Source organism: Nocardioides aestuarii, assembly GCF_039527245.1.
Classification (GTDB): Bacteria; Actinomycetota; Actinomycetes; order Propionibacteriales; family Nocardioidaceae; genus Nocardioides; species Nocardioides aestuarii.
The window spans coordinates 1447332-1464214 of record NZ_BAAAJT010000002.1; the positions used below are offsets into that span (position 1 = coordinate 1447332).

A 16883-nucleotide genomic window follows, 5' to 3' on the forward strand; every position below is an offset into this window, starting at 1 on the left:
CCAGACGGCTGACCCGGGAGCGGGCGGCGCCGTAGTCTCGGCGCACGCGCCGTGCCCGTTCGGTCGCTGGCGTCGTCGTACCCGTGCCCCTCGAGGAGACACCTGTGACCTGGGTCCTGATCGTCGGCCTGCTGATGCTGGCCGTGGCGCTACCGATCGTGGGACGGCGCGTGCTGTTCCTCTTCCGCCTGATCCGCAGCGGCCAGCCCGCTCCCGACCGGATCGAGGGCGTCACCGGGCGCCTGGGCTCCGCGCTGCGCAACCAGCTGGTCGAGGTCTTCGGCCAGCGGCGGCTGCTGAAGTGGAGCATCCCCGGCGCCGCCCACGCGATGGTCTTCTGGGCCTTCGTGATCCTCGGGACGGTCTACCTCGAGGCCTTCGGCATCATGTTCAGCCGCAACCCCGAGTGGGCGATCCCGCTGGTCGGCCACTGGGACGTCCTCGGCTTCGCCCAGGACACGATCGCGCTGCTCTGCCTCGTCGGGCTGTTCCTCTTCTGGCAGATCCGTCTGAAGAACTCCCCCGACAAGCTCGGCCGGAAGTCACGCTTCAAGGGCTCCCACCTCGGTGGCGCCTACCTCGTCCTCTTCATGATCTTCAACGTCATCTGGACGATGTTCTTCTTCCGCGGCGCGGCCGCGGCGCTCGACAACCTGCCCTACGGCTGGGGCGCCTACGGCTCCCAGACCGTCGGCGCCCTCTTCAGCGGCCTCGACCACGACACCCTCGAGGTCATGGAGGGCGTGGGCCTGCTGCTCCACATCGGCATCATGCTGGTGTTCCTCATCGAGGTCGTGCACTCCAAGCACCTCCACATCTTCCTGGCGCCGCTCAACGTCCTCTTCAAGCGCGAGGACGAGGGGGTGGCCCTCGGCGCGGTCAAGCCGCTGACCTCGGGCGGCAAGCCGGTCACCCTCGACGACATCGAGGACATGGACGAGGACACCACGCTCGGCGTCGGCTCGGTCGAGGACTTCTCGTGGAAGGGCCTGCTCGACCTGGCGACCTGCACCGAGTGCGGTCGTTGCCAGTCGCAGTGCCCGGCCTGGAACACCGAGAAGCCGCTCTCGCCGAAGCTGCTGATCATGATGCTGCGCGACCACGCGTTCGGCGCCGGCGACTACCTGCTGGCCGACCCCGAGAAGCGCGCGTCCATGAGCGGTACGGCGGTCGCGGAGGCCGAGCGCCCGCTCGTCGGCGAGACCGAGGGTGACCCGTCGATGCCCGACGCCGGCGGCGTGATCGATCCCGACGTCCTGTGGTCCTGCGTGACCTGCGGCGCCTGCGTCCAGCAGTGCCCCGTCGACATCGAGCACGTCGACCACATCGTCGACATGCGCCGCTACCAGGTCCTCGTCGAGGCCAACTTCCCCGCCGAGCTCAACCAGCTCTTCAAGGGCATGGAGTCCAAGGGCAACCCGTGGAACCTCTCGCCCAACATGCGCATGGACTGGGCGCAGGGGCTCGACTTCGAGGTGCCGGTCGTCGGCGAGGACCTCGAGTCGCTCGACTCGGTCGACTGGCTGTTCTGGGTCGGCTGCGCCGGCGCCTACGAGGACCGCGCCAAGAAGACGACCCGCGCGGTGGCCGAGCTGCTCAACATCGCCGGCATCTCCTTCGGCGTCCTCGGCAAGGGCGAGACCTGCACCGGCGACTCCGCCCGTCGTGCCGGCAACGAGTTCGTCTTCCAGGGCCTCGCCCAGCAGAACATCGAGACGTTCAAGGAGTACAAGGTCAAGAAGGTCGTCTCGACCTGCGCCCACTGCTTCAACACGCTCAAGAATGAATACAAGGACCTCGGCATCGAGCTCGAGGTCGTCCACCACACCCAGCTCCTCAACCGCCTCGTGCGCGAGGGCAAGCTGACCCCGGTCAAGGACGGCGCCGGCGCGGCGAAGCGCTCGATCACCTACCACGACCCCTGCTACATCGGCCGCCACAACAAGGTCTACGAGCCGCCGCGCGAGCTGCTCCAGATCATGCCCGGCGCCGAGCTGGTCGAGATGGAGCGCAACTCCGAGCGGTCCTTCTGCTGCGGCGCCGGTGGCGCGCGCATGTGGATGGAGGAGACGATCGGTGAGCGGATCAACCTCAACCGCACCACCGAGGCCGTCGGCACCGGCGCCGACCAGATCGCCGTCGGCTGCCCGTTCTGCCGCGTGATGCTCTCCGACGGCCTCACCGCGATGCAGGACTCCGGTGACGCCCGCGAGGAGGTCGAGGTCCTCGACGTCGCCCAGATGCTGCTGGCGTCGGTGAAGGGCGAGCCCGCGACGAGGACGAAGAAGTCCTCGGCAGGCGCGACCGCGTCCGCCGCCGGCGGCACGGCCACCCTGACGCGCGACGACGAGCGGACCGAGGAGACGGCCGCCGAGCCTGCGGCCGGCGACGACACGCAGACCCCCGGCACGATCACCGAGACGGCGGACGCCGGCCCGGCCGCGAAGGCCTCGGGCGGCGGGTCGCTCTTCGACCTCGGCGGCGACGAGCCGGACGAGCCCGCCACCGCCTCCACGTCGACGTCCGTGCCGGCGGAGGCCGGCGGATCGTTGTTCGACCTCGGGGGCGACGAGCCGGCAGCGGAGGAGAAGAACGCGCCCGAGCCGGAGAAGCCTGCCGCGTCCGGGGGTTCGCTCTTCGACATCGAGGAGCCCCCGGCCGAGGAGAAGGCCGAGCCGGCAGAGAAGCCCGCTGCGTCCGGCGGCGGTTCGCTGTTCGACATCGAGGCCCCCGCCGAGGAGGAGGAGGCGCCGAAGGCAGCCGAGCCCGAGGCGAAGTCCGAGCCCGAGCCGGAGAAGCCGGCCGCCGCGCCGTCGTCCGACATCCCTTCGGGCGGGTCGCTGTTCGACATCGAGGCACCCGCCGAGGAGGAGGCGCCGAAGGCGGCCGAGCCCGAGCCGACGGCCGAGCCGGAGCCCGAGCCCGAGCCCGAGCCCGAGAAGGCTGCCGAGCCCGAGGAGCCGGCCGCCGCGCCGTCCTCGGAGATCCCCTCGGGCGGGTCGCTGTTCGACATCGCCGCGCCGGAGCCCGCCGCCGAGCAGCCCGCTGCCACGGAGCCGACCCCGGAGCCCGTCGAGGCCGAGGCCGCCCAGGAGGAGACCGCCCCGCCCGTGGACACCGGCAAGCCGGACCCGGCGGCCGTGAGCGCCGCCGCGACCGCTGCGTCGGCCGACGAACCCTCGAGCGCGGACGTGGAGCCCGAGCCGGAGCCCGAGCCCGAGGCCGTCACCGACGAGCCGCAGGCCGATGACGAGCCCGAGCAGGAGGAGGCCCCGGCGCCCGCCCCGTCCTCGCGCGACGCTCACACCCCGAAGACCGACGTGGACATCGACGAGAAGGGGTCGCTCTTCGACCTCTGACCGTCGAGGTCAACCTCGAGCGGCGTGACGCCGCAGGACGTCATACGGTCCGGTCGCCATGGCGACCGGACCGTATGACGTCCGAGGCCCCGGCCGGTCTGGAACACTCGCGACGATGACCACACCACGACCTCCTCGACGTCCGGACGTGACCACGGTCGAGATCGTCGGCGGGATCGAGAAGCGGGACCTCTTCCTCGTCGACCACGACCCCGCCTGGGCAGGGAGGTTCACCGAGCACGAGCGGCGGATCCGGGACGCGCTCGGACCGGCGGCCGTCCAGGTCGAGCACATCGGGTCGACCTCCGTCCCGGGGCTCGCGGCCAAGCCGATCCTCGACGTCCTCGTCACCGTCGAGGACATCACCGCCGAGGAGGACTACCTCGCACCGCTGCTGGCCGCCGGCTACGTCCTGCGCGTCCGCGAGCCCGCCCACCGCCTGGTGCGTACGCCGGGTCGCGACGTCCACGTGCACGTGCTGGAGGTCGGCGCCCCGGCCGCGGAGGACTACCTGCTCTTCCGCGACCGGCTGCGGTCCCACCCGGACGAGCGGGAGCTCTACGAGCAGACCAAGCGCGACCTGGTCGACCAGGACTGGTCGGACATGAACGCCTACGCCGACGCCAAGACCGACGTGATCGCGGGGATCAAGGACCGGGCCCGCAGCGCCGGGGCGCCCGAGGAGCCTGCGTGAGGCCGGAGGGCGACGAGCTCCACGTGATGAGCTTCAACCTCCGCTTCGCCAGCGACACCCCACCCCACAGCTGGCCCGAGCGACGCCCACTCGTCGCGGACCTCCTGCGGCGCGAGGCGCCCCACGTGCTCGGCACCCAGGAGGGGCTGCACGACCAGCTCGACGACGTCCGCTCGGACCTTCCCGGCCACTACGACGACATCGGTCAGGGCCGCGACGGGGGCACCGCCGGCGAGGCGATGCAGGTCTTCTTCGACACCCGGAGGCTGCGCGCCGTCGAGCACCGGCACTACTGGCTCTCCGACACCCCCGAGGTCGCGGGCTCCGAGACGTGGGGCGGCAGCTGCCCACGGATGGTCACCTGGGTGCGCTTCGAGGACCGGCGCACGGGCGGGCAGCTCTACCTCGTCAACACCCACCTCGAGGCCTTCGGCACCCGCGCACGCGAGCGCGGTGCGGCCCTGCTCCGGCAGCGGACGTCCGACGACCTCGACCCTGCGCTCCCGGTGGTGGTCACGGGCGACTTCAACGAGCCCGCCGCGCCGACCAGCCCGGCGTACGACGCGCTGGTCACCCGCGGCCCGTTCGTCGACACCTGGGTGGAGGCAGAGGAGCGGGGCCCCGACCTCGGCACGTTCCACGACTGGCAGCCACCGACCCCGGGTGGCGACCGGATCGACTGGATCCTGACCACGCCGGGGGTCCGCACGACCCACGCCGTCGCCAACGCCTACGAGCGCGACGGCGACCGTCCCAGCGACCACCTGCCCGTGCAGGCGCTGCTCGAGCTCCCTCAGGCGAAGCGGTCGTAGAAGCTGTTGCGGAAGCGTCCCTCGGGGTCGTAGCGCCGCTTGAGGGCGAAGAAGCGGTCGAGCATCGGGTAGGCCTGCGCGACCTGGGCCCGGGTGTAGTGCTGCTGGTAGGGGAGGTAGAAGGTGCCGCCCCGCTCCAGGGACGCGGCGACCAGCTCGCGGCACAGCGACTCCATGTCGGCGTTCCCGGCCGCGCTCACGTCCTGGCTGAGGTAGAGAACCACGGACAGCCGGTCGCCCCGCGCGTAGTCGAGGACGACGTCGCTGTCGTGCACCACGCGGACGGAGGCGTTGAGGAGCTCGGCGTCGTGACGCTCGAGGCTGGTCCGCGCCGCGGCGAGGAACGGCGCCAGCTGGTCGGGCTCGAGGAAGTACTCCTGGAGCACGTCGGTGTAGGACGTCATGTTGTTGCGGAGCAGGCCGAGGTCGTTGTACATCGCCTGGGTCCGCGAGACCAGGCACGCCTCGCCCGCTCGTAGGGCCTCGTTGCGCGACTCGTGGCACTGCCGCACCCGCGGCAGCAGGTCCCGCTGCAGCGCCCACTTCGCCCGCTGGGCCACGCCGCCGTGGCGCGCGAGGTTCAGCACCAGCCGCCCCCACCGGGAGTCCTGCTCGGCCCGGAGCGCCGGGATGTCGGAGACGGGGTAGCCGGCCACCTCGCGATGGGTGTAGACGACCGCCTCCTCGAGCAGCGAGCCCGGCGACGTGGACAGGTGGGCGTAGGTGAGGCGGGCGGTCGGGTCGGTGAAGACCTGCTCGCGGAGGTGGTCGGCGAGGTCGGCGGTGGCGACCGTGGTCTGGCGCAGGTCGTACATCCGGTTCGGGACGAGGTCGAGCTCGGCCTCGACGATCACCCCGACCAGCCCGTAGCCCCCGATCGCCGCCCGGAACAGGTCGGGCTCCTCGGTGCGGGAGACCCGGTGCACTTCCCCGTCTGCGGTGACGACCGTGAGCGAGCGGACGGAGGAGGCCAGGCTGCCGGCGCGGAAGTCGGCTCCGTGGGCGTTGACCGACAGCGTCCCGCCGACGCTGAGCGAGTCGATGCTCGGCATCGCCGAGACGGCCAGCCGCTCGGCGTGCGCTCCCTCCAGCACGTCGCGCCACAGGGCACCGGCCCCCACGGTCGCGGTCCGGCGCCCGGCGTCCACGGCGACGGCCGTGAGCCCGCGCATGTCCAGGACCAGTGCGCCCGGGGCGACGTTCTGCCCGCCCATGGCGTGCCGCGTCCCGGAGGCGACCACGACCAGGTCGTGGCGCCGCGCGAAGGCGAGGGCCCGGCGTACGTCGTCGAGGTCCTGCGGGCGGGCGACGCCGTAGACCGGGGTCGCCCCCAGGCAGGAGGCGTCGTTGACGGTGCCGCGGACCTGGGTCAGCCACCGCGGGTAGGCCTCCGACACCCGGGGCTCGCGCTGCTCGGGCGCCGGGGCGAGCTGCTCCTTCGCCGCGCACTCCTGGCCGACCTCGGGAGCACCCGTGTACTGCTCGGCGTGGAGCCCCGCGACCAGCACCAGCACCAGGAGCAGGGCGGCCACGGCGGTCCTCACCGGGTGACGCCGCAGCCCGGTCACGCGTGCGTCGTCGGCTGCTTCCGTCATGGTCCTCATGGTGGAGGTCCGGACCCGTCGGCCGCATGGGTTCTCGGGCTCAGCCCGCGGCGATCCCTGGGCGTCACCTACAGATGGGGCTCCACGAGCTCGACGTAGCGCCGGGCGAGGGTCGCGACGACGTCGCGCCCGTCGGCCGCCCAGACGTCGGCGTTGAAGATCTCGACCTCGACGTCGCCGGCGTAGCCGGCGGCGGAGACGAGGGAGGTGAGGTGGGCGAAGTCGATGTGCCCGTCGCCCATCATCCCGCGGCTGAGGAGCGTGTCGGCCGGGAGCGGCGTGATCCACTCGCACACCTGGTAGGACGCGATCCGGTCCGCGGCGCGGAGGATCTGCTCCTCGACGCCCGGCTCCCACCAGACGTGGAAGGTGTCGACGACGACCCCGACCGCGTCGGCCGGGAGGGGCTCGGCCATGTCGAGGGCCTGGCCCAGGGTCGACACCACGCCCCGGTCGGCCGCGAAGATCGGGTGCATCGGCTCGATCGCCAGGCGTACGCCGACCTCGAGCGCGTGGGGCACCAGGGCCTCGACGGCCTCGGCGGCACGGGCACGGGCGCCGCGGAGGTCACGGTCACCGGGCAGCCCTCCCGGCACCAGCACCAGGCAGGGCGCTCCGAGCACGGCGGCCTCGTCGAGCGCGCGCCGGTTCTCGTCGAGGGCGGCCCGGCGGCCCGCGGCGTCCGCGACGGTGAAGAACCCGCCACGGCACACCGAGGAGACGCGGAGGCCGGCGTCGGCGACCATCCGGGCGGCCGTCGTCGTACCCACGTCGGCGACCGGTTCGCGCCACACCCCGAGGGCCGGGATCCCGGCCTCGGCGCAGCCGGCGACCGCCTCGGCGAGGCTCCAGCGGTCGGTCGTCTTCTGGTTGAGCGAGAGCCGCTCCAGCCGCGGGTCCCCCGGCGCCGGGGTGTCGACCCGCGCCGGAGATCCCGAGGGCACGTCGACGTGGGTCGCCACGCTCACGTCTCCACCCCGGCGGCCGTGAGCCACAGCCGCCACCGGCGCGCGGCGAGCTCGGGGTCGGGCAGCAGCCGGGCGTCGTTGGCGAGCGCCAGCAGCCTCCCGAGGTGGACGACGCTGCGCGCCGACTGGAGCCCGCCGACCATCGTGAAGCCCGGCTGGTGGCCGCACAGCCACGAGAGGAAGGCGATACCCGTCTTGTAGTGGTAGGTGGGCGCCTCGAACACGTGGCGCGACAGCGACAGCGTCGGCGCCATCTCCTCGTCGTAGGTCGCCAGGTCGCCCCGGTCGAGCGCCGCGAGCGCGGCGGAGGCTGCCGGCGCCACAGCGGCGAAGGCGCCGAGGAGCGCGTCGGAGTGGCGCTCGCCGTCGCCGCGGATCAGCTCGGGGTAGTGGAAGTCGTCGCCGGTGTAGAGGCGCACCCCCGGCGGCAGGGCGGCCCGCACCTGCCGCTCGTGGTCGGCGTCGAGCAGCGAGACCTTCACCCCGTCGACCCGGTCGGCGTGGGACCGCACCAGGGACAGGAAGGTCTCGGTCGCGGTGGCGACGTCGGTGGAGCCCCAGTAGCCGGCGAGGTGGGGGTCGAACGCCTCACCCAGCCAGTGCAGGATCACCGGCGAGGAGACCTGGTCCAGCAGGTCGCCGTAGACGTCGAGGTAGTCGTCGGCCGACGACGCCACCGCCGCGAGCTGTCGCGAGGCCATGAGGATCACCTGGGACCCCGTGCCCTCGACGAACTCGACCTGCTCGGCGTAGGCGTCGCGGACCTCGTCGACCCCGCGCGCGGTCGCGACGTGGTCGGTGCCGGCGCCGGACGCGATCCGGGCGCCGTGGGCGCGCGCCTCGGCGGCGCTGCGGCGGACCAGCTCCTGGACGGCGGGCCAGTCGAGGCCCATGTTGCGTTGGGCCGTGTCCATCGCCTCGGCGACCCCGAAGCCGTGGCGGAACAGGTGGCGACGGAAGGCGAGGGTGGAGTCCCAGTCGACGACGGCGGGTGCTCCCGGGACGTTCTCGCCCAGCGGGTCGGCGACCACGTGGGCCGCGGCGAACGCCACCCGTGAGTGGAAGGCCCCCGGGTGCTCCTCCCAGACCCGTGGCTCGCGCAGCCGGACCATCTCGAGTCCACCGTCGGCCCTCGGGACGGTGAGCGTCCCGAGCGTGGTGGTGGCGTCGATCGCCGTCACAGCTCGACCCTGCGGCCCTCGGCGGACGAGGCGAGGCCGGCGTCGACGAGGCGCAGGCCCCGTACGCCCGCGGCGAAGTCGTAGGGGTGGGGACGCCCGTGGTGGACGTCGAGGAGGTACTGCTCCCACTGGGCCCGGAAGCCGTTGCCGAACTCCTGGTTGTCCGGCACCTCCTGCCACTGGCCGCGGAAGTCCTCGGTCGTCGGGAGGTCGGGGTTCCAGACCGGCTTGGGCGTGGCCTCGCGGGTCTGGATCCGGCAGCCGAACAGTCCCGCCACGGCCGAGCCGTGGGTCCCGTCTACCTGGAACTCGACGAGCTCCTTGCGCTCCACGCGCACCGCCCACGAGGAGTTCACCTGGGCGATCACGTCGCGCTCGAGCTCGAAGATCGCGTAGGCGGCGTCGTCGGCGGTCGCGCGGTAGCGGGTCCCCTGCTCGTCCCACCGCTCGGGGACGTGGGTCACTGCCTTGGCGGTGACCGCCTCGACCCGGCCGAAGAGGTTCTCCAGCACGTAGTTCCAGTGGCAGAACATGTCGAGGACCATGCCGCCGCCGTCCTCGGCGCGGTAGTTCCAGCTGGGTCGCTGCGCCGGGAGGTAGTCGCCCTCGAAGACCCAGTAGCCGAACTCGCCGCGCACGGACAGGATCCGACCGAAGAAGCCGCCGTCGACGAGCCGCTTCAGCTTCATCAGGCCGGGGAGGTAGAGCTTGTCGTGCACCACCCCGTCGATCACCCCGGCGCGCTTCGCGGCGGCGACCAGCTCCTCGCCCTCGGCCACGGACTCGGCGATCGGCTTCTCGGTGTAGACGTGCTTGCCGGCGGCGATCGCCTTGAGGATCGCCTTCTTCCGCTCGCTGGTGACCTGGGCGTCGAAGTAGATCGGCGCCGGGTCGTCGGCGAGCGCGGAGTCGAGGTCGGTGGTCCAGTCGGCGATGTCGTGCTCGGCGGCCATCCGGGCCAGCTTGTCGGCGTTGCGTCCGACGAGGACCGGCTCGACCTGGAGGCGGCTGCCGTCGCCGAGGGGCACGCCGCCGTCCTCGCGGATCGCGAGGATCGAGCGGAGCAGGTGCTGGCGGTAGCCCATGCGGCCCGTGACGCCGTTCATCAGGATCCGGTAGGTCGTGTCTGCCATGGTCGTGGTCCTCAGGTCTCTCGTACGGGAACGGTCAGCTGGTCGAGGTGGGCTGCGGTCGCCCGCCGAGGTAGAGCTCGGCGAGCTGGGGGTCGCGGAGCAGCTCGTCCGCGGGGCCGGAGATGTGGACCCGGCCGAGGTCGAGCACGCAGCCGAGGTCGGCCGTCTCGAGGGCACGGCGGGCGTTCTGCTCGACGAGCAGGACCGCCGTACCGGCGTCGCGCATCCGCACGACCTGCTCGAACACGGTCCCGGTCGCCTTGGGGTCCAGGCCCATCGACGGCTCGTCGAGGAGGACGACCTGCGGGCTCACCATGAGCGAGCGGGCGAACTCCACCTGCTTCTGCTGGCCACCGGACAGCGCGCCGGCCAGGGCGCCCCACCGCTCGGCGACGACGGGGAAGAGCGACTTCACGAAGTCGATGCGGTCCGACAACTCCGCCTTGTCCTTCACCGAGAAGGCCCCGAGCCGGACGTTCTCCTCGACCGTCATCTCCTTGAAGACGCTGTGGCCCTGGAGCACGTGGGAGAGACCGGCGCCCAGCATCTGCTGGGGGGTGTTGCGGGTGACGTCGGCGCCGGCGACCCGGATCGTGCCGGAGCGCGGTGTCAGCATCCCGCTGGCCACCTTGAGGACGGTGGACTTGCCGGCTCCGTTGGGTCCGACGAGGCACACGATGGTGGCCGGCGGCACCTTCACGGTCAGGCCGCGGAGCACGAGCGCCGCGCGGCCGTAGCCCGCCTCGATGTCGTCGAGCTCGAGCAGGAATTCAGACGCCAAGGTAGGCCTCCAGGACTCGGGGGTCGTTCTGCACGACCGTGGGGGTGCCCTCGCAGATCTGCCGGCCCCGGTCGAAGACGACGACGTGGTCGGACAGGCTCATGACGAGGTCCATGTTGTGCTCGACGACGATGAAGGTCTTGCCCTCGGCGTTGAGCGAGCGCACCAGGCCGGCGATCCGGTCGATCAGCGCCGGGTTCACGCCACCGGCGGGCTCGTCGAGCATGATCGTCTCGGGATCGGCCATCAGGACACCGGCGAGCTCGAGCAGCTTCTGCTGGCCGTAGGACAGGTCCCGTGCCTCCGCCTGCTCGAGGTGGTCGATGCCGACGCGGGACAGCAGCTCGCGGGCACGGGCGATGTCCTCGCGGTCGCGGGCACTCCGCATCGACCTGCCGAGGCCACCGGGACGTACGGCGACGAGCAGGTTCTCCAGCACGGTCATCCGCGGGAAGACCCGGCAGAGCTGGAAGCTCCGGCCGATGCCCGCCCGGGCGACGCGGTGGGGCGCCTTCCCGGTCAGGTCGCGGCCGCGATAGCTCACCGTCCCAGCGTCGGGCTGGATCATGCCCGTCACGCAGTTGAAGAACGTGGTCTTGCCGGACCCGTTCGGCCCGATCAGGGCGTTGACCTTGCCGTGCTGGAAGGTCACCGACGCCCCGTCGACGGCCTTGACCCCGCCGAAGGACTTGGCCAGCCCCTCGGTCGCGAGGCTCACCTCGACGGCGGACGGCGCGGCCTCGGGGGCCGGGCTGGTGGCGGTCATCGCTTGACTCCTTCGGTCTCGCGGTCGCCGGCGCCCGCCGCGGCAGCACCGGGGTCGGCGGTGGAGCCCTCCGACCCGTCGGCCGCGGCGCGGCGCTGCTCGGCGAGGTCGGCCTGGCTGACCTCGCGGATCGAGGCCGCCTGGGGCCGGAACCGGCGGACGAGCTGGGTGAGGGCGGGGATGATCCCGTCCGGCATGAAGAGCACCACCGCGCCGAGCAGCAGGCCCATGGCGACGAGGTGGAACTGGGTGTCGCCGTACTGGCTCTTGAAGTACTCCACCGCATAGCCGACGATCACCGCCCCCAGCAGCGGGCCGAAGAGGCTGCGGATGCCGCCGAGCAGGCTCATCAGGACCATGTAGGAGCCGACCAGGATCGAGAACTGGAAGATCGGGTCGAGGAAGCCGAACCACAGCGCGTAGAGGCCCCCGCCCAGGGCGGTGAAGAACGCGGAGACCACGAAGGCCACGAGCTTGTAGGAGAAGGTCGGCACGCCCAGCGACTGGGCCTTGTCCTCGTCCTCCCGGATCGCCTTGAGCCCCATCCCGAAGCGCGACCGGTCGATCGCCCACCAGGCGAGGAGCGCGACGGCGAGCAGCGCGGCGTGGAGGTAGAAGAACCGCTCGTGCTGCTCGGGCCGCAGCACCGAGGGGTCGAAGGGCCGTGGCACGCGCAGCCCGTTGGATCCGCCGGTCACCGAGCCCCAGGACTGGAAGACCAGGAGCAGGATCAGCACCATCGCGATGGAGACGATCACGAAGGACGCCCCGCGGACCCGCAGGCTCGCGATGCCGATCGGGATCGCGATCAGGGCGACCACCACGCCCGCGAGCAGCATGGCCAGCCAGGGGTTGGTGCCGGTGTGGATGACCAGCAGCCCGGTGGCATAGGCGCCGAGCCCGGAGTAGGCGGCATGCCCCAGCGAGATGTAGCCGGTGAAGCCACCCACGAAGTTCCAGGAGGTGGCCAGCACGGCGTAGCTCATGATGACCACGCCGACCGAGAGGATGAAGGGGTCGGCGGCGAGGGACGGGAACGAGACCACGGCGGCGACCAGGAGCAGCAGCCCCACCGCCTTCAGCGCGGTCGAGCCGCGCCCCGGGCGGGCGGTCACGGTGTCAGAAGCGCTGGGCAAGACGACCTCCGAAGAATCCCTGCGGCCGCACCATCAAGGTGGCGAACAACGCGACGTAGAAGAAGGTCTGGGCCCAGGTGGTGCCCAGCGGGATCTGGAGCAGGCTCTGCCCCATCCCGAGCACCATCGCGGCGATCGCCGCGCCGGGGATGCTCCCGAGCCCGCCCACCACGATGATCGCCATGAGGGGCCCGATCCAGTGCCAGTGCAGCGACGGGTAGATCGTCGAGTCGAGCGCCAGCGCCGTACCCCCGATCGCGGCCGTCGCCAGGCCCAGGCCGAAGCCGTAGCCCGCCACCCGGTCGGTGTTGATGCCGACCAGCCGCGCCGCCTCCGGGTGCTGGATCGTCGCCCGCAGCGCCTGGCCGAACTGCGTCATCTTCAGCAGCAGGTAGAGGCCGAGCAGGGAGACCGCCGCGAGGCCGAAGGCGATCAGCTTCACCACGGCCACGTTCGCTCCGAACAGCTCGAAGCTGTCGCCGCCGTAGGGCAGCCGGATCCGTCGCTGGGTGCCGGTGAACACGAAGCCCAGCAGGCCCTCGATCGTCAGCGCCACCGAGAAGGTCAGCAGGACCGACATCATCGTCAGCGTGGCCGGCCGCAGCCGGGAGATGAGCAGCCGCTGCATCGCCACGCCCAGCACGAAGAACAGCGGGACCGTCGCCACCAGCGACACCAGCGGGTCGATGCCGGTCGTGCTGGTGAAGAACCAGGCGAGGTAGGCGGCGAGGATCAGGAACGCCGAGTGGGCGATCATGACCACGCGCATCACGCCGAAGTAGAGCGTGAGCCCGGCTGCCAGGAGGGCGTAGAGCCCTCCCAGCAGGACGCCGAGCACGATGCTCTGCAGGAGCAGTGCCATCAGGTGGTGCCTTCCGTGGGGTCGGAGGTGGACGGGTCGCGGCTCACCAGTCGGGCTTGTCGAGCACGAGGTCGGCCTCCTTGGCCTCCTCGGGCAGCACGATGCGGATCGCGCCGTCGACGTACTGCTGGATCAGGTGGGCGCCCTGCGGCCGGCCCTCCGCGTCCCAGCTGAGCGGCCCGACGACCGTGTCCACCTCGTTCTCCCGGAGCCAGTCGATGAGCTGCTGCTGGCAGTCGGGATCGGCGTCGGCACAGCCCACGGCCTCCACCGCGGCAGCGACGACCTGGCCGGTCGTCCACGCGTTGGCCTCGTCCTCGGCCGGCGGGTTGCCGTTCTTCTCGGTGTAGTAGTCGACGAACTCCTTGTTCGAGTCGTAGGACGCCTCCGGCGTGTAGCCCGTCGGGGAGATGATCCCCTCGGTCTTGTCGCCGATCGCCTCGGGAAACTCCGGATTGGTGGGCGCGGTGGAGAACGCCGCCATCCGCGGCTGGTAGTCGAGCTGCTGCAGCGCGACGATCAGGTTCACCGCGTCCTGGTACTGCGTGCCGCCCACGACGAGGTCGGCGTCGCTGTCGGCGATCTTCGCCGCGATCGAGCCGAAGTCGGTCGTGTTGGGCGGGTAGACCTCGTCCACCACGACGTCCACGCCCATCTCGTCGAGGCGGTCGCGCAGGCCGTAGGCGGTCCCCATCGCGAAGGGGTCGTCCATCGAGGCGAAGGCGGCCGTCTTCGGCCGCTCGGCCGCCGGCATCTCCTCGAGGTGGTCGGCGAGGTAGTCGTAGTGGTCGTTCGCGACCGCGGGGGCGGCGTAGAAGAGGTTGTCGAAGCCCTGGGTGAAGACCTCCTCGGCCGCACCGGCCGGCTCCACGAAGAGGAACCCGTAGTCCTGGGCCACCTGGGCGGCCGGCACCACGAGGCGCGTCGAGAAGGGCCCGAAGACGAGGTCGACGCCGTCCTGGTTGATCAGCTTCTCGTAGTCGGAGGCGACGCGGTCGGCGTTGGACTGGTCGTCGAGGACGATCAGCTCGACGTCCTTGCCGAGCAGCCCGCCGTTCTCGTTGGTCCAGTCGGCCCACGCCTCGTAGCCGCGCTGGACCCCCTTCCCCGGCTCGGAGAAGTCACCGGTGAGCGGGAGGGAGATGCCGATGGTGATCGTGTCGTCGTCGCCGCCCTCCGCCTCGCTGCCGCTCCCGCTGCTCAGGCAGCCGGTGAGGGTGAGGCAGGACGCCGCGGCGAGCGCGACGATCCGGACGGGAGTGGTGGTGCGTGACTTCATGGCGCTCCTCGAAGATCTGACGAAAGCGCTTTCGTAAGCGCTTTCGCGGTACTGTAGGCGCGGCCACCCGTCTGTGGCAAGGGTCACAGGGTGCGAGAGTGTCGCGACGAGGAGCGGAGGAGGTGCCGATGGCCCGTGAGAAGATCGAGCGGACGAGGACCCTGCGGTTGCAGGACGTCGCCGAGGCGGCAGGGGTCTCCCTGGCCACCGCGTCGCGCTCGCTGAGCGGGACCAGCGGGGTGAGCGAGGCGGTCGCCGACCGCGTCCGCGCCACCGCCCGCGAGCTGGGCTACGTCGCGAACCTCCACGCCCGGAGCCTCGCCGCCGGGACCTCCGCGTCGGTGGGTCTGGTGGTCCACGAGATCGGCGACCCCTACTTCTCCGAGATCGCGAGCGGCGTGCTGCGCGTGGCCGCACCCGCCGGGCTGACCGTGCAGATCTGCCACTCGGGCCGCGACCCCGAGCGCGAGCTCGAGCAGATCCGGATGCTGATCGCCAACCGTGTCGGCGCGATCGTCGTCGCCGGGTCGGGTTTCGTCGACGCGGCCGTCCAGTCCACCGCGCGCGCCGAGCTCCAGGCCTACCGCCAGAACGGCGGCCGGGTCGCGGTCATCGGGCGCCACCACCTCGGCGTCGACGCGGTGCTCCCCGACAACGTCGCCGGCGGTCGTGCGGTCACCGAGCACCTGCTGTCCCTGGGACACCGGCGGATCGCCGTCATCTCCGGATCGCGCGCGCTGACCACCGTGGCCGACCGGCTCCGGGGCGTCGCCGACGGGCTCGCCGGGGCCGGCCTCGACCCCGACAGCGTGCCGGTGGTCGAGGCCGAGTTCACCCGGGCCGGCGGCAAGGCGGCCGTCCTCGAGACGCTCGCCTCCCACCCCGGGGTGACCGCGGTGCTCGCACTCAACGACGACATGGCCATCGGCGCACTCTCGATGCTCCGGTCGCAGGGCATCGCCGTCCCCGGTCGGATCTCGGTCTCCGGCTTCGACGACGTCGCGGTCGCGGGGGACCTCTCCCCCTCCCTGACCACGGTCCGGCTGCCCATGGTGGAGATGGGCGAGAAGGTGCTCCAGCTGGCGTTGTCGGACCCGACGGACCGGCCGCGCCGCCGCCGCGTCGGTCACGAGCTGGTGGTCCGCGACTCCACCGCGGCGCCGTCCGCATGAGCGGCGCGCCCCGGGTCCTCGTGGCCCCCGACAAGTTCAAGGGCTCGGCCACCGCGGCCGAGGTCTCGGCCGCGCTCGCGCGCGGCGTCGGCCGGGTCCGTCCGGACGTCGACGTGACGCTGCTCCCCGTCGCCGACGGTGGTGACGGCACGCTCGCGGCGGCCCTCGCAGGCGGATGGGACCGGGTCGACGTGACGGCGACCGGTCCGACCGGCGGGCAGGTCACGACCGGCTATGCGCGGCGCGGCACCACCGCGGTCGTCGAGATGGCGGACGCCTGCGGGCTCGAGCGACTCCCCGAGCGGCGCCTCGACGCCGAGGGGTCCTCGTCCCGCGGGCTGGGCGACGTGGTCCGGGCTGCCCTCGACGCCGGGTGCCGCGAGATCGTCCTCGGCATCGGCGGCAGCGCGAGCACCGACGGCGGGACCGGGTTCCTCGCCGCCCTGGGGCTCCGCGCGCTCGACGCCCGCGGTGACGAGGTCGTCACGGGCGGCAAGCTGGCGAGCATCACCGGGATCGACACCTCCCGACGCCACCCCGCGCTGGCCGCGACCCGCTTCACCGTCGCCTGCGACGTCGACAACCCGCTGGTCGGCGCGCGCGGCGCCGCGGCCGTCTTCGGCCCCCAGAAGGGCGCCGGGACCGCCGCCGTCAGGCAGCTCGACGGCGGGCTGGTCCACTGGGCCGACGTGGTCGGCGGCGAGACGGGGCACGACCACCGTGCGGCACCGGGGGCCGGAGCCGCCGGCGGGGTGGGCTTCGCCGCCATCGCGCTCCTCGACGCCGAGCTGCGTCCCGGCATCGACCTGGTCCTCGACCTGGTCGGGTTCGACGACCACCTCGACGGCGCCGCCCTGGTGGTCACCGGGGAGGGCTCGCTCGACGACCAGAGCCTGCACGGCAAGGCGCCCGTGGGCGTCTCCCGGCGCGCAGCCACGGCCGGCGTACGGACCGTCGCGGTCTGCGGGCGCTGCGCCCTCACGGCGGAGGCCCTGCGTGGCGCGGGCATCGAGGCCGCCTACGCGCTGCTCGACGTCGAGCCCGACGTGGAGCGCTGCATCGCCGAGCCGCTGCCGCTGCTCGAGCGGACGGGCGCGAGCATCGCCCGCGACCACCTGGCCTGAGGGAGACCCGGG

The 16883-nt window shown here is 72.3% G+C and carries 14 protein-coding genes; 5 read left to right on the plus strand and 9 right to left on the minus strand.

Translation table 11 applies throughout. The features are described from left to right. Positions 1–104: 104 nt before the first annotated feature. The 3 genes from ABD091_RS07430 to ABD091_RS07440 all read left to right on the plus strand — a co-directional run bounded on the left by ABD091_RS07430 (position 105) and on the right by ABD091_RS07440 (position 4865). Complete coding sequence (locus ABD091_RS07430) at positions 105–3359, plus strand: (Fe-S)-binding protein (protein ID WP_343916940.1); 3255 nt, start codon at positions 105–107, stop codon at positions 3357–3359. A gap of 115 nt (positions 3360–3474) precedes the next feature. Continuing rightward, a complete protein-coding gene (locus tag ABD091_RS07435) occupies positions 3475–4053 on the plus strand; it encodes a GrpB family protein (protein ID WP_343916942.1) in 579 nt (192 codons plus the stop codon). Next, on the plus strand, positions 4050–4865 hold the full coding sequence (locus ABD091_RS07440; RefSeq protein WP_343916944.1) for an endonuclease/exonuclease/phosphatase family protein: 816 nt from the start codon (positions 4050–4052) through the stop codon (positions 4863–4865). The genes ABD091_RS07435 and ABD091_RS07440 overlap by 4 nt, the downstream gene beginning before the upstream one ends. Here ABD091_RS07440 and ABD091_RS07445 read toward each other — a convergent pair. From ABD091_RS07445 to ABD091_RS07485, 9 genes are all read right to left on the minus strand, one after another. Beyond that, the gene (locus ABD091_RS07445; protein ID WP_343916946.1) at positions 4847–6460 is read right to left on the minus strand and encodes an FAD-binding oxidoreductase; all 1614 of its coding nucleotides are present in this window, start codon (positions 6458–6460) and stop codon (positions 4847–4849) included. The genes ABD091_RS07440 and ABD091_RS07445 overlap by 19 nt on opposite strands. A 77-nt stretch (positions 6461–6537) precedes the next feature. Then, positions 6538–7437 carry a sugar phosphate isomerase/epimerase family protein gene (locus ABD091_RS07450; RefSeq protein ID WP_343916948.1) on the minus strand — a complete coding sequence of 300 codons (900 nt, stop codon included), beginning with the start codon at positions 7435–7437 and terminating at the stop codon, positions 6538–6540. Then, positions 7434–8618 (minus strand): dihydrodipicolinate synthase family protein, encoded by a 1185-nt coding sequence (locus tag ABD091_RS07455; RefSeq protein WP_343916950.1) that lies wholly within the window; start codon positions 8616–8618, stop codon positions 7434–7436. The genes ABD091_RS07450 and ABD091_RS07455 overlap by 4 nt, the downstream gene beginning before the upstream one ends. After that, the gene (locus tag ABD091_RS07460) at positions 8615–9751 is read right to left on the minus strand and encodes a Gfo/Idh/MocA family protein (RefSeq protein WP_343916952.1); all 1137 of its coding nucleotides are present in this window, start codon (positions 9749–9751) and stop codon (positions 8615–8617) included. The genes ABD091_RS07455 and ABD091_RS07460 overlap by 4 nt, the downstream gene beginning before the upstream one ends. 34 nt (positions 9752–9785) lie before the next feature. After that, entirely contained in the window at positions 9786–10532 is a 747-nt protein-coding gene (locus ABD091_RS07465; protein WP_343916954.1) for an ABC transporter ATP-binding protein, read from the minus strand. Continuing rightward, positions 10522–11298 carry an ABC transporter ATP-binding protein gene (locus ABD091_RS07470; protein WP_343916956.1) on the minus strand — a complete coding sequence of 259 codons (777 nt, stop codon included), beginning with the start codon at positions 11296–11298 and terminating at the stop codon, positions 10522–10524. The genes ABD091_RS07465 and ABD091_RS07470 overlap by 11 nt, the downstream gene beginning before the upstream one ends. Further along, a complete protein-coding gene (locus ABD091_RS07475) occupies positions 11295–12413 on the minus strand; it encodes a branched-chain amino acid ABC transporter permease (RefSeq protein WP_343916958.1) in 1119 nt (372 codons plus the stop codon). The genes ABD091_RS07470 and ABD091_RS07475 overlap by 4 nt, the downstream gene beginning before the upstream one ends. A gap of 4 nt (positions 12414–12417) precedes the next feature. Continuing rightward, positions 12418–13296 (minus strand): branched-chain amino acid ABC transporter permease, encoded by an 879-nt coding sequence (locus ABD091_RS07480; RefSeq protein ID WP_343916960.1) that lies wholly within the window; start codon positions 13294–13296, stop codon positions 12418–12420. Positions 13297–13339: 43 nt separating this feature from the next. After that, positions 13340–14575: an amino acid ABC transporter substrate-binding protein gene (locus ABD091_RS07485; protein ID WP_343916962.1), complete on the minus strand. Its 1236-nt coding sequence runs from the start codon at positions 14573–14575 to the stop codon at positions 13340–13342. 128 nt (positions 14576–14703) lie between these two features. Here ABD091_RS07485 and ABD091_RS07490 point away from each other — a divergent pair, with 128 nt between their 5' ends. Both ABD091_RS07490 and ABD091_RS07495 read left to right on the plus strand, forming a co-directional pair. Then, a complete protein-coding gene (locus tag ABD091_RS07490) occupies positions 14704–15747 on the plus strand; it encodes a LacI family DNA-binding transcriptional regulator (protein WP_343916964.1) in 1044 nt (347 codons plus the stop codon). Next, positions 15744–16871: a glycerate kinase gene (locus ABD091_RS07495; RefSeq protein WP_343916966.1), complete on the plus strand. Its 1128-nt coding sequence runs from the start codon at positions 15744–15746 to the stop codon at positions 16869–16871. Before ABD091_RS07490 ends, ABD091_RS07495 begins: the two co-directional genes overlap by 4 nt. The last annotated feature ends 12 nt before the right edge of the window (positions 16872–16883 follow it).